Raw genomic sequence first — 13315 nt, 5'->3', positions numbered from 1 at the left:
GATACAGATCCGTCACCGGAACCGCCAGGCTCAAGGGGCAAGCGCCGCTGGACGCTATCCGCGATCTCATCCAGGGCAGTTTCGCACTCGCTTGAGGCGCCTGCCGCCAACCCCGTGAGCAATTACTTTTACGCGCCATAAGGCGCGGCGGCCACTTGGCCGCTTCCAAGGTGCGGTGAGGCAAACTCACCGCACCTTGGTATTACAACACACGACGACCCCATTCGGCACTGGCTGGACAGACGCCCGATGAGGCCTATCATCAAATCACTCCATCCCCCTGTCCCGGGCATGCCACGGACAGGGGGATGGAGGCGGAACTGGCGGCATGATCATCAAACCGGGAACAGCTTAACCAAGCCGCCAAACTGTCCAAACAATGGGAGCCACCTCTAAGAACGCAACTTTAATGCTCATAATGGATAATCAGAATATTAGACAGGATGGTTGTATCATCAATGGTGCCACACTTGTAGCCTGACCAGCTGCGCTGTAATTGACAGAAATCAAATGCCCCCATGTCCAGATTCACAGCAAAGCGCACACTACCTAATCGGGCCACCTCTTGAGCGGCATCGAACAAGCTTAGCGCACGGTCACCGGAATCGTAGACACCAACGCTTCCGTCATCGCGCGAGAACACGATCCGTCGCCGAAATGGTGTTCGGGAAGCCTTAGCTGTTACCATTGACGCTCCATCCCGTACCAACAGATGCGATTGAATGACCGTACGTCCAGTCCTGCGGGCATCGGTCAAAAAATCGCGAAAATCGGCAAAATTATTGCGCAGGTTCAGTCTTCGTCCATTAATTGAGATCTGAGATAGGTCACCAACGCTGATCTGTCCCTGGGCATCTATCGACACGATGCCATCCCAACGTTGCAGAGCCGGATTCACCACTCGTCCGGCGGAGATGAACAGGCCGGTTGGGTAACGCTGCGGAGAAGTGTAGGTTCCTGTCATTGCGATGGCGTTTCGGAAGTCCGAACGACGAAACAGGTCCGACGACTTTAGCGCTCGGGGGGTAGGAAGGAACAGAATTTCGGCAGTATAAGGTATACCGTGACTGAGGTCAACCAGAACAGAATCTGATTTACTTATAGTCACTTCCTGCCTGCTATAGCCACCGCTATTTTTCTGTTCATTCGAAGCAGTCACGTTAGACAATTCTGTATAGGCTGGCAGATAATCAGTGAAAAAGGGAATATAGTCGCCGGGTAGCTTGCCTCGATCAATGGCAGTCAGAATGCTCGTTGGCAAGACGTATCCGCCATAGGCCATCAGTGCATCTGCCAACTTTTCATGGGCCTTGACCGGGGACACGCGGAGCTGGTCAGGAAACGTAGAAATTGCGTCTTCTAGCCGCAGTACGTTCAACATGGTGGTCGATGGTAGCTGCTTCAACGGCGGTGGAGCGATATTGGTTAGCGGAGGCACAGCCTGAAGCGGCGATCCAAGCGCCATTGATGGGGGCTGCGGCGACGATTGGATGATCGGATGGAAATCGTCGGTCGTGCCGAGCGGGGCGTCGGGTGGCAAAGACAGAGCATCCTCCGGTCGGGTCGACGGAAGAGCTATGACAGGACTAATCGGGGTGGGAGGAGTGTTCGCCGCAGATGATGAGGCAGCGGAGGTAGGTAGGCTCCTTGGTATATCCGCCGCAGGTGAAGTGAGAGACTTGGCCAGGGGTACCGGTTTCGAGATAACTTGGGCAGCGACCGGTTTAGCAGCTGGCTTGATAAACGAATCCACATAGAGTCGGTGTCCGGCTTGCTCGTCCGGCAGCAAGCTATTGACATCGAAATGGTCGATGCGAACCAAAGACCGTATACGAATAACAATACTGGTTCCGGTTCTACTTATGTTGATTTCGCCGATTACCTGATCTGCAGTCACGATGCGCGGGGCTATTATCGAGGCATCCATCACCGTCACAGTCACTACCTTGCCATCGCTCGATAGAGCGACGTCGAATGTGTTGGCGGCGTCGTCCAGATCAAGGACAACACGGAACCCATAAGGCTGCACTGCGCTGCGAATGGATTGGATTTCTCGGCCCTCGGCCGACACAGTCATCGCAACAACGAACAGAGATACGACAAGGAGAATGTATGTCATTGAATGAAGTACACGAGAAGGTTAGTGGCATTAGTCGACGAAACCGTACCTTTTGGTTCAGCCATTTGAGACCCTTGTTCATTGAAGCATTCAAGAATGTTATAGCTCCCGACATCAAGATTAATCATGCCTTCCACCTTCATTCTCCGGTGGGACAGGACTGCAAAAAGATCGGCGGCAATGTCGGCTAGATTCGAGGACTGAAAGATGTCGAACAGGACGTGGAACAAGGTGCCGTCCGGAGCCCGTGCGAGCGCTAAAACCCGCCGCTCGCGCATTTGTGACGGTGTCAGACGGGGATCTATTAGTAAAGTGTTTCCATAAGCAAGAAGCTGACTTTGAAAAACCGTCGCCTGGTTCAACTCGACCCAATTCAGGAAGGTGGCGAAATCGGCGAGACTACGTCTCAGGTTCAAACGAGCAGCAATACCTGGCAAAGTAAAATCAGATTCCCTCAAATTTACTAGACGAATCCCTCCATCTTTCTGGACTAATGCCAGCCCATCCATATCAGGCAGAATAACAGAATTAACGATCTGCCCCTTATCTGCTGTAAATCCGTCGGGCAGTTTCTCGGCATTGCTGAAGCCACCAGTGGTGCGAAGCACTATCCGGGCCCCCGACCGGCTCAGCTCTACCAGACGGCGCTTCATGACATGCCTCTTGCTCACGGCCAAATAGATGGCTTTAACCTCCGGCCGCTTCAACCAAATAGCCGTTCCGATGCGCGTCTCGTCTCGGGTCAATGTCAGGTAATGGGATGCATAGCCACCATGCACCGGATATTGGCCAGCGATATTGGATAATTCAAGAGGAGAGGGTGATATCTCCCACCAATCCTGATCCAAAGCAGGAATCCAAGGCACTGTTTCGGTTAATTTAACCGAGATATCCAATGCCTTTTTCTTGAATTGATCAATGGCAGACTTAATCTTATCCTTCGTTCTCTTGAATAAATACGAGCAACTATCGGCCTCATATTGAACGCATTTGAGGCCGTGCTTCAGAACTTTATCAAGACTGCGTTGTCTCGGTGAAATGGTAACCCTATTTTTGTGCAGGCGCGCCTTGATCGACTTGAATTTCTGTGATTTGAGATCAATACTCCCATCCTCAGCTTTTGCCGTAACGAACCGGGCAACGTGGCCAAGAAGATAGTAGCCAGCTACCCGATAGGGACCACTGTTAGTCAAGAGCGTCTCGCCGATTGAGATCGTCTTATCCACCGAAGCAAGGCTCAAGTGAGTATTCCGATTGTACAGATCGAAGGCCTTGTAGATGAACTTGTCACCTAGCCATTTCTGCTGATTATTAAGATGGCGACGGTAGCGTTCATGGGTGTCGATGTCGGACTGGCTGATGGTCGTCGTGTAAAGGCTGAAGGGAAAACCAGCCAAGTCGACGAAGGAGCGGATACGAGCGACTTGGGGATCGAACTTGGCGTTAGCTCCCGCCCTGCACTCCTCCCCAACCAGAAAACACAACAGGACAACTAACACTCCAGCAAACCAAAAGTCGACGTGTCGCATAGTTCTTCCTAATTGCCGCATATCAGCATGCTCGTCGAGATAAAAACCTAAGCTATTCCCTTCCACTAGCCTTATGAAATGGCTATGCCATTTTACTTCAACGGTCAGAGAAGATTCCTCAACGTTACCCTATTCAATCTATCATAGCCTTCACTTAGCATATATCAACTTAACCCATACCTATTTTAGGGTACAACTTGATAAGCTTGAGTCAAGCTAATCCAGTTGCACTTCATCTTATAAGCTTTAAGGCCCCTTCGAGGCCAACTTAGCCTCAGAGCCCGACCCAAAAAGGGTTGAGCGATTTCAGTAGGTTGTGATTCTGTTTGGGTGCCACGCCAAAACGGATCCACGGATGCCCTGGACTGAAACCGCTCGTTGCGAGTATCGGCGAGATGCCGAGCGCTATGCAAGTGATCTGACCGATCGTGAATGGAGCCTGATCGCGCCCCACATGCCTCCCCGGAAAGGGGCTGGACGGCCACGAACGACGGATTTACGGGAGGTGTTCAACACCATCCTGTACATGGTGACGACGGGATGCCAATGGCGGCAGCAGCGCCGTGTGGTGACAGCGAGAACCAGAAAATTCATATCGTGTCGACCGAGCTTCCAGTTGGTGCGGTCAAGGCACAGGACCCAGGGCGGGCGGGAGCCGATCAAGCGCACGACCAGGGGAACCACCCAGTCGTCGTCAAGCTGCACATGCTGGAAGAACCGCTGCAGACGGCGATAGGTCGACACAACCGAAGCGCGATCGAGCTACTCTGCAGAGATATGCGACAAATTGACCGTGCGTGTGCTGATGACGCCGACAATCAGAAGGCTGAGGGTTTCCTGGCGCGTCTTGCCAAGGCGGACATGGGCCGGTAACGTCTGCAACAGGGTGGTGAAAAACTGGATCTCCAACGGATGCCCCTATGGGCAGTTTTTCCACCCAGAGGGGAAACGATCTCACCATCCACCGCCACACTAAAATGCGCCCTGTCGTGTAGTGTGGGTCGACATGTCGGTAACAGATGATATGACCGCCTGATGGCCTGTTGACGTTCAAATTTGGGATTCCCAATCGATCTAGAATTTGATTCAAAGCTTGGTTTGAAGAAGGAATCAAACTTTGGACCGCGATATTTTGAGTGATCGGCAATGGGAAGCCATCGCCCCCTACTGTCTTGGTAATACCAAGCGGCGCGGGTTGAAACCCAGGCCGCTTTTCTTGCGTTCAAACGCCAGGCGGGCTTTTACGCGCCATAAGGCGCGGCGGCCACTTGGCCGCTTCCAAGGTGCGGTGAGGCAAACTCACCGCACCTGGGTATAAGACCAGCGATCCAGGCCAGACCGGAGGAGATGGCCGGTTGTTCTTGGAAGGTGTGCTGTGGATTGCCCCGACGGGTTCGCCCTGGCGGGATCTTCCGGCGGAATTCGGGAAATGGAATTCGGTCTTCAAACGCTTCCGCCGTTGGGCCAAGGCTGGAGCTTTTGAAGGCATCTTCAATGCCTTATCTACAGATGCGGATTTCGAGTACGCCATGGTTGACGGCACCATTGTCCGCGTTCACCGTCACGGGCGAGGCGCGAAAGGGGACTCAAGGTCAGGCAATCGGCAAAAGCCGGGGCGGGCTGACCACCAAAATCTTGGCGTTGGTCGATGGGCTGGGACAATTGGTTCGCTTCCAATTGATGCCGGGGCAGCGGGGAGAAACCACCGGGGTAGCCGCCCTGATCGATGGCCTGGGTTTCGACGCCTTCCTTGGCGACAAAGCCTATGATGCCGACTGGCTTCGCGATCTCTTGACGCAACGCGGCATCGAAGCGGTCATTCCGGCCAAAGCCAACCGTATTACCCCAATCCCCCACGATGCCGAAAAATACAAATGACGCCATCTCATTGAAAATTTCTTCCAAAAGCTCAAGGAATTCAAGCCCATCGCCATGCGTGCCTGCAAGACCGATCAAAGCTTCGCCACTATGATTTATCTGGCAGCAACTGTCATTCGAACCAGATGAACGTCAACAGGCCCTAATGTTTCACTGTTGGAAGGCCCATTTGGGCAGATCAAGTGATACTGTCCCAGGTCGAGCGCCATATGTCCACCGGCGCCTTGGGCCTGTCCGAGGGTGAGAAGGGGCTGAATTTCCGCCAGGGCCCAGGAGGGGCCAAATAGGCGGTAGGGGTCTGTGAAGCCGCTGCGGGGGATGTCGTGGGACCGGTTGCGGGTGTGGGGTCGGGTCCAGGCGATGGGGCGCAGGCCGGAGGGGTCCACACGCAGGGCCCGGGCCGCCTCGCCCAGGGGGAGGTGGTTCTTCTGGAATGGGCGGTGGGTGGGCAAGCTGCAATGGGGAACCACCCTGCTTGACGTTGTGGATGGGGGGAAGGGGAGGCTCTGGCCGAGGTGATCACCTTCAGTGTCGAGGCCTGCAGGTGTTTTTTTGCCGCGCAGCTTTGGGAAGAGCATCTGAGTTTCCAGGTGCAGGGGCGGAAGGTCTTCACGCTGACGCGTCAGAACAAAGATCTTGACCCGGCGTTTTAAGTCACCGATCGCCGTTTGGACAGCCTTGAGGTCTGGGCCGGCTCTCTGAAAAACAGGCGCCTAGCTCTCTATAGGGACCGGCTTCCTCTCCTCAAGAAAACTTGGTCCGCGTGGATAAGCGGAAGGGCGTTCACCAAGCTCCGCCGCTTTTGGCGATAACACCGAAGTTTCAGTCCGCGTGGATAAGCGGAAGGGCGTTCACCAGAAGACCCACGTCCAGGGTATCCCCGGCAGCGTTGTTTCAGTCCGCGTGGATAAGCGGAAGGGCGTTCACCCGGCGCGACTGGCGAACAGTAGAAAACTGTTGTTTCAGTCCGCGTGGATAAGCGGAAGGGCGTTCACCCTACCTCCCTGGAAGGGATTGCGCAAGGCTGATATTTGACAGGGCTTTCCACGGATCTGGCCTGATACTGTCGTATTTTCGAGGTAAAAGTTCATAACTTCTCTCTCAACCATAATATTTCTCATTTAATTCAAAGGATTATCTAAAATCCACTGATGTTTCACTGTTGGAGGGCCCTTTTGGGCCGATCAAGCGATACTGTCCCAGGCCGAGCGCCACATGTCCACCGGCGCCTTGGGCCTGTCCGAGGGTGAGAAGGGGCTGGATTTCCGCCAGGGCCCAGGAGGGGCCAAACAGGCGGTAGGGGCCGGTGAAGCCGCTGCGGGGGATGTCGTGGGACCGGTTGCGGGTGTGGGGTCGGGTCCAGGCGATGGGGCGCAGGCCGAAGGGGTCCACACGCAGGGCCCGGGCTGCCTCGCCCAGGGCTTGGCCCTGGACCTCCAGGGCGGCGTCATGCCAACGCGCCATGCCTTCCGCCCGCCGGGACAGGCCGGTCAGCAGGGCGAGGGGATCAAGGGCCGTCCGGTTGCCGCGTCGGGGAATTACGGGGGTGATAAACCACAAGGAGACGTCGGCCACGTCGTCCGATCTGGCGAAGGGCGGCGGACAGGGGGCGGGGTTGGGGGTCTCGACAAGGCGGTGGCAGGGGTCGAAGGGGCGCCGATGCGGTCCGCCTTCCAGGGACACCCCATTGCGAAACGTGCGGACCAGGGCGTCGCCGATGCCCTCCGCCCAATCGGTGGCGAAGCCGAAGAGGGACAGGCGGATCTCCAGCCATCCGGGCCGGGGTGCGTCCACCCGGATCAGGAAGGGCTTGGGGATGGGCACGCCGCGCCGGACCTGCCCGGTCTCGCCCCACAGGATATCCAGGGCGCAGGGGGGCGACCAGGGGCAGGGACGGCCGGAGATGGCTTCGCCACTGGCGGACTCCATGAGGGTCCGGCCCAGTGCCCCGCGGATCCGATCCGCCACAGCAGGGTCGCCCGCGACAGCATCCGGGGCGTTGGGGCCAAGGGTGAGCACAATGTCCGATTGGAACCACTCCCGGGCCAGGTTGGCGCTGTCCACGGACCGATTGGGATTGCCCAAGCGCCATCGCAGGGGATTGGGGGATGCGCTTGTCTCCGGGGCCCGATTGGTGGTGGTGCCGTTCCCGGTGCCGCTGCTTCCATCCATGACAGGCTTCCTTTCGCCATCGCGCGGTCTTCGGTGACAGAAAACTTCATCGTGTATGGGGGTGTTCTGTCAAGGTGAACGTGTTTCCTCCTCGCCTGATCCTTGATATTCTCTCCAGCCATTGGGATGGACCTGGGGATTGGGGGAGACACGCCATGGAGGTGACCAAGGGGGCGGATGGGGCCTGTTGGGCCGTTCCTCGGCCCGTTGTCGAGGATTTCCGACTGATCCTGACATGGCCCCTGGCCCTTCGGGATAGAGTTGCGCCCATGGGGGCCTTCGATGGGGGGAAGATCCATAAGCGGTTTCTGGCCCTTCTGAACCAGCCCGACAGTCCTTGGCGGCGCCAGGACAACCGGTTGAAACATGCGCGCGGCCGAGGGTGGGAGGGGGACACCGATCCGCGCCATACGCCGGAGGAATATGCGGAATACGTCTACTTCTATCCTTTCGTGCAAAAGTTTCTGTACGATTCCCCCCAGTCCATGGCCATCCATCGCCGGGGGGACGTGACCCATGTGGATCTGTGGCTCGCCGATGGGAAAGACACCGCGCCCACTGCGCGTCTGGTGGTGGACCGTCTGGCGATCCATTCTTTCCGGACCGGTGATGTGGTGGTCGTGACGGAATTGCGCTGGGATCCGGCGGAGGATATCGGGCCGCATGCCGGGGCTGCCGGGTTGCCGCTTGCCCTGGTCATGGAACTGACGGAGCGGGTCCGCCATGTCTATCCCCCCTTCTTCTACACCAGCAAGGACAAGCCGCCCGCCGCGGCGCAAACCCTGGCGCGCATGACTTGGCAAGGGGTGCCCGGGACGGTTCCGGCGGAGGGGATCTCCTTCACCTCGGACGGAGTTTGGGAGCGGATCCAGGGGCGGTTCCAGGGCGACCGGCGGCAGGCCCCCATTGGCGAGCAGTGGCTTCCCCTGCTTCCCGACCTGTCCCAGAAAAATCTGGTTTGGCACCAGATCCAGGACGACCGCATGACCTGTCTGACCTTTTTGGGGCTAGACCATCCCGAAAGGCTGACCGAGGTGGATTGGGTGCGTCTGGGGAACGTGGACGAGGCGGGCAAGGAGCTTCCCTACGGGCGGGCTTTCCTGGAGGACTTCGTGGAGAAGTCCTGTTACGACCGATTTTGGGACCCGGAGGTGGGATTCACCACGCGGTATGTCTGCATGGGCTTTTCCTTCGTCGTGGTCACCAAAAATGGTCAGCTTCCGTTCCTCGCCGAGCATTTCCGGCGGCATTATTTCCAAATGGCCCTGGTCAGCCAGTTTCAGCTTTCGGCCCTGCACAACATTTCCGACCGTTTGACCGATGTCATCGGGGAATACGCGGAGGATGGGGGCGTGAACCGGGCGGAGACACGGCGGCCCTTGGACCGGATCCTGCAATCGATGCTCGAATTCACCCATGTGTTCTGGTTCACGGAGATCACCAACCAGATCCAGGGCCGGGAGTTGTTCGACCTCTGGCGCAAGCATTTGGGGATTGAGCGCCTGCATGCCCAGGTCAGTGCCGAAGTCCGGGAAGCAAAGGCTTTCGTAGACCGGCTTCAGGACGAGCGCATCGCCGGAGCGGCGGAGCGGTTCAACTGGATCGCCACGTTGGTTGCCGTTTTGGGAGTTACCGTCGGTTTCCTGGGCATGAATATTATCGTGCCGTCTAGGGAGGCCTCAAACTGGGGGGACTGGCCCGCCTGGGGGGCGGGGGCCTTCGTTTTGGCGGGGGCCTTGTTCGTGGCGATTGTGATGCACTGGGGCCTGTCGTGGCGTGGGCGGTCACAGTGGTGTTGGCCCGGGGGCTGGTATTCCGGGTTTCTGGTGCTTGTCGCGGTCTTCTTTTGTCTGGGCTGTTGGTTGACGGTCGGTGATGGTATCGCCGAGTGGTTTGCCCGATAGCCTGTCGCTCAAATCCCGCGGGGTCGGCTAGAGCATCGAGCGGAAAAGTGGGAACCGGTTTTCCGGTCCACTCGATGCCCTAACCATTTGATCTAAGGGGAAGTGTCGAGCCGCAACGGACGATCGGCGGAGGGGCCAGCCCGCTTTAGATCTCGTCGTTAACGGGGAACGGATAGGGGCAGGTCCAATTCCCTGAGATAATCTCCTTGGTCTCTGGACGCCAGGACGCGAAGTCCGGTAACTCTCCCGTCTTCAGGCGAGCGGCAAGTTGGTCTCCCCGCTCTGGGGTGGCCATGGCCTGAAGCATGCGGATTGCCTGCTGATCCAGATAGGGAGCCTCGTCGCGCTCGTCCAAGGCTTGGTCCATGTAATCGACAAAGGCCTGGATCCAGGTTTTGGGGTTTTGAGGGTCTCCTTCCGGAAGGGGATCGCACTGGTGCACACGCACCGGTGCGGCAAATGAGATCTCCGGGTGGATCACCCCATGTCCCAGACCTTTCGCCCGGCCGATTTGGTGACATCGCTTGTGCCCCTCATCCGGTCCGAAGGTGATCGCCCACAGGAGCGCGCCAAATTCCGCCGGAGCCAGATTGTGGACGCGGATCTCCCCTTCGAACCGCGTGCCGACAGGGAGGAACCGGAGCGTGGACAGGGTGTTCTCGTTCCCGTTGCCTTGGGGCCACTGGGAGTCTGGCCTGGTGCGGGCATAGGTGCGTTTTCTGCCTGCGGGAATCGCGCTTGCGCTGGAATAGCTGCCTCCCCGGTCGGGATTATCGCGGTCCCGCAAATAGAAGGGCCAAAAGGACTCCCTAGGCTGGCCAAAAACGCCGGATTTCGTTTGGCTCTCGGGTTTTGTGCCCTGGGGAGCCCAGGCGAATCCCACGGCCACTCGGCCTTTTAAGGCCTGTTCGCGTTTGGTTCCGTCGGCTTGGGCGTCCCGATCGTCCTCTCGGCTGTCCCGGTTGGCGCCGTCCACTTCGCCGAACAGCGCACGTGCGAAATCCCACCCCAGGGGATTGGTCAATCTGGGAACGTCGTAGGTCCGTTCTGTCGTATCGCCGGGTTGATCCGTGGTGTAGAGGCGCCGGGCCACTTCACCCACCCCATAGGCATGGGGCATGCGGAAGACGCGGGACAAGGAAAACCAAAAGGTCTGCCGCCCTGGGGACAGGGTCCCATCCAAGGGTTGGGAGAGGTCGAAATCCTCGGTCCCATTGGTATAGAAAACGGGAATGCCTGGAGCGTCCGTCATGACCTGGGGGAAGGTCTCCCGGTCGTCCCTTTTTTCCTCGAAACCTGGGGTGATTTGGTGCCAGTTCTTGGCACGCAGCCAATCCCGCCAGATGCCCTTGGGATTGCCTCCGTCCCGGCTGGGATCGGCGTTGAACTGGTGGAAAACCTCCATCCAGGACTTGGGGATCTCGATTTCCTGTTTTCCGGGCAGAGCGAACAGGCATTCGGTGGCCTTTGGCGCGGTCTGGGCCTGGGAGGTGATGTTTTCCTCGGCCATCGGGCCCGTGCAAATGACTTGGAGCGCCTTGGCGGTGCTTCCCTTTGCCAATTGAACGAAGGAGACATTTCCCCTTTCGCCCCAGGTGACGGGGAGTTTTGGCCAAGGGCTTTGGAAGCCCGTTTTTCTATTGGGTGCGTCGACAATGCGCACAGGCAACCGTCCAGCGGATGGGAGGCAGGTTTGAACCAGGTCATATTTTTCGGCTGCGTCCTTGATCAGCCAATCGGTTCTGTTGAGGGTGTCGTTGCCGTCGGTCTGGTGGATCTTGTCCAGGAGATCATCGATCCCGACGCGGTAGAAACTTCCGCTGCCCGCAGGTCTTAAAATCCAAGCCTTCCTGTCTTCTTCCCATGACAGCCAGCCGCCATAAACCTTGGTTGCTCCCTGTCCCGCGACCTTGATTTGATGATAGTCACTGCCGGGCAACCCCGTGAAATCGCGGTGACTCTCATGGCGATGGCTGTTGATCCGCCCCAGGTGGGAGAAGGTCGCGATGGCGACGGTATTGCGCAACATGCCCCGAAGGGAGGGACCCGGCAGACAGTAGCGTCCCCCGACCCGCAAGGGGGTGACCTCCCTTGCGGTGTCGTCTCCGCCTTCATTGTCGCCGACACAGACCGGGGTCTTGGCGGTCCAGACAATTTTGATGCGCGCCGAAACGCTTCCCCTGCTCAAGGGAGTGTCGAAGGAGAGGTCCTCGAGCGGAACAGGGGGCGGAATCACCAGGTTCGGCGTGATGGGGATGAAGCGATAGGGCGCGGATACGGGTGGCATTATCGGGCGCTCCTTTCCGGGGAGGCATGGGTCACTGAAAACCAGCCGAACCCCCGGTTCGTGGCATGGCCGAGGGGCAAGACGTCTCCCGTCACATCGTCGAGCAACAGTTCAAGTAGATTCCGGTCCCCTTGGGTAACCATGGGGGTGTTGTCGTCGTCGACCCGGCGATCCAGGGACAAGGCGAGGGAGAAGGAGACACCCACGTAGACCTCGTGTTCGAACAGCGTGCTGTCGAGCACCCCGCCGGTAAACGCGTCCAGGGCGACGGAGGTGTAGTGGGTGTGTTCCGCCGCCACGGGCTGTTTGATGAAACTCTGCCGCAAAAGGCCGCGCCAGCCGGTTACGCCGAACAGACGTTCCACGGGCGTCAACTCTTCCGGGTCCGCCCAGGTCTCCGGTTTCCGGAAGCGGTCATCCCCTCCCAGGTCATGGAGGGCGGAGAGCCATGCCGCGCGGCTTCTCAAGGCGCCGGAAACGCCATCCGGATGGATGACCGGGCGGGCGTCGTCCCGTCCAAGGCTCCGGATCAGGTTCCCCCGGTTGTCCCCGGGGCGGGGACTTGGATCAACGGAAGCGAAGGGGCCATCGCAAGTGAAATCCAGGATTTTGACAGCGCCGTCCATGGCGGTCTTGGGAACCGTGAGGATCACCGGGGATTTACCCGGGGTCGTGTCCACAAGGCCCGTTTTCGGGTTGAAGGCGGTTTCCCACAACCGCACATCTGCGGCTCTCCCCAAGGAAACCCGGCCCCGTCCAATGCGGCCACCCGATCCAATGGAGACCCCGTCCGGACGTCTCAGGGGAGCCAGCAGGCGAGGCAAGGAGAGCTTGGCGTCTTCCATATCCCCGAACCAGATCCCATCGACCAGGAAGCGTCCCCCCGCAGGCACCATCTCCATATTGAAGAGCTTGCGCGGGTCCGCGGTTCCGTCGTTTCGGGAAATGGCCACATGGGTGGCGACCCAGGTTCCCGCAGTGTCGTCGAAATAGGGGAGGCCCGAGAAGGTGGAGGGGCTGTCGGACCGGTCCAGAACGGCGGCATGGAAGGTGAACCGGCCCATCTGGCCGGAATCCGTCTTGTCACGTTTGTCCGTTTTCCCGTCCTTGTCGTGTTTTCCCCCGGTGATGGTTCCGAACAGGCGATCTATTTCGGCCTTGTCCAGGGAGCCGGTCAGGGCCTCCTTCAAGACCCCTTTCAAGGATGTGGCGGGCAGGATGGGCCGTTTATCGTGGTCCCGGACAATTGTTTTGACCAGAGGGCCGGTATCTTCGGCTTGTGCCGGATCATCCGCCGTCCGTCGTCTGGACAGACCGGGCCGTAGGGTTTCTAGGGGACACATCCGGCCATCACCAATATGCAGGTCGGTGTCCACGACCAGGGTGAAGGAGAAACGAACATGGGACAGTGCGGTCATGGTGCGAT

At 58.3% G+C, this 13315-nt stretch carries 8 protein-coding genes and 2 pseudogenes; 3 read left to right on the top strand and 7 right to left on the bottom strand.

Going from position 1 to position 13315, the window contains the following annotated elements:
- Positions 1-406 precede the first annotated feature (406 nt).
- A complete protein-coding gene (locus tag ACLIRY_RS04630; RefSeq protein ID WP_413204165.1) occupies positions 407-2119 on the bottom strand; it encodes a hypothetical protein in 1713 nt (570 codons plus the stop codon).
- Entirely contained in the window at positions 2116-3648 is a 1533-nt protein-coding gene (locus tag ACLIRY_RS04625; RefSeq protein ID WP_413204164.1) for a hypothetical protein, read from the bottom strand. Before ACLIRY_RS04625 ends, ACLIRY_RS04630 begins: the two co-directional genes overlap by 4 nt.
- A 355-nt stretch (positions 3649-4003) precedes the next feature.
- Here ACLIRY_RS04625 and ACLIRY_RS04620 point away from each other — a divergent pair.
- Positions 4004-4201 (top strand): annotated as a pseudogene (locus ACLIRY_RS04620) (transposase); the annotation flags it as partial.
- A gap of 209 nt (positions 4202-4410) precedes the next feature.
- On the opposite strand, the gene ACLIRY_RS04615 reads toward ACLIRY_RS04620, so the two are convergent.
- The gene (locus tag ACLIRY_RS04615) at positions 4411-4557 is read right to left on the bottom strand and encodes a hypothetical protein (RefSeq protein ID WP_413204163.1); all 147 of its coding nucleotides are present in this window, start codon (positions 4555-4557) and stop codon (positions 4411-4413) included.
- A 398-nt stretch (positions 4558-4955) separates the two neighbouring features.
- Here ACLIRY_RS04615 and ACLIRY_RS04610 point away from each other — a divergent pair.
- A pseudogene (locus ACLIRY_RS04610) lies at positions 4956-5655 on the top strand (IS5 family transposase); the annotation flags it as partial.
- On the opposite strand, the gene ACLIRY_RS04605 reads toward ACLIRY_RS04610, so the two are convergent.
- Together ACLIRY_RS04605 and cas6 are read right to left on the bottom strand one after the other, a co-directional pair.
- Entirely contained in the window at positions 5622-6104 is a 483-nt protein-coding gene (locus ACLIRY_RS04605) for a hypothetical protein (RefSeq protein ID WP_413204162.1), read from the bottom strand. The pseudogene ACLIRY_RS04610 and the gene ACLIRY_RS04605 sit on opposite strands and share 34 nt — an antisense overlap.
- Before the next feature lie 556 nt (positions 6105-6660).
- Positions 6661-7698, bottom strand: a complete 1038-nt coding sequence (gene cas6, locus ACLIRY_RS04600) for a CRISPR system precrRNA processing endoribonuclease RAMP protein Cas6 (protein ID WP_413204161.1) — start codon at positions 7696-7698, stop codon at positions 6661-6663.
- Between the two features lie 155 nt (positions 7699-7853).
- Here cas6 and ACLIRY_RS04595 point away from each other — a divergent pair, with 155 nt between their 5' ends.
- Positions 7854-9602 (top strand): hypothetical protein, encoded by a 1749-nt coding sequence (locus ACLIRY_RS04595; RefSeq protein ID WP_413204160.1) that lies wholly within the window; start codon positions 7854-7856, stop codon positions 9600-9602.
- Between the two features lie 145 nt (positions 9603-9747).
- Here ACLIRY_RS04595 and ACLIRY_RS04590 read toward each other — a convergent pair whose 3' ends face one another.
- Positions 9748-11889, bottom strand: coding sequence for a TIGR03986 family CRISPR-associated RAMP protein (locus ACLIRY_RS04590; RefSeq protein WP_413204159.1), 2142 nt, complete (start codon positions 11887-11889; stop codon positions 9748-9750).
- Positions 11889-13307, bottom strand: coding sequence for an RAMP superfamily CRISPR-associated protein (locus ACLIRY_RS04585; protein WP_413204158.1), 1419 nt, complete (start codon positions 13305-13307; stop codon positions 11889-11891). Before ACLIRY_RS04585 ends, ACLIRY_RS04590 begins: the two co-directional genes overlap by 1 nt.
- Between the last annotated feature and the right edge of the window lie 8 nt (positions 13308-13315).

The organism is Rhodospirillum sp. A1_3_36, assembly GCF_047263945.1.
Taxonomy (GTDB): Bacteria; Pseudomonadota; Alphaproteobacteria; order Rhodospirillales; family Rhodospirillaceae; genus Rhodospirillum.
Note: the sequence above shows the minus strand (reverse complement) of the source record. Positions and strands in the feature narration are given on the sequence as shown.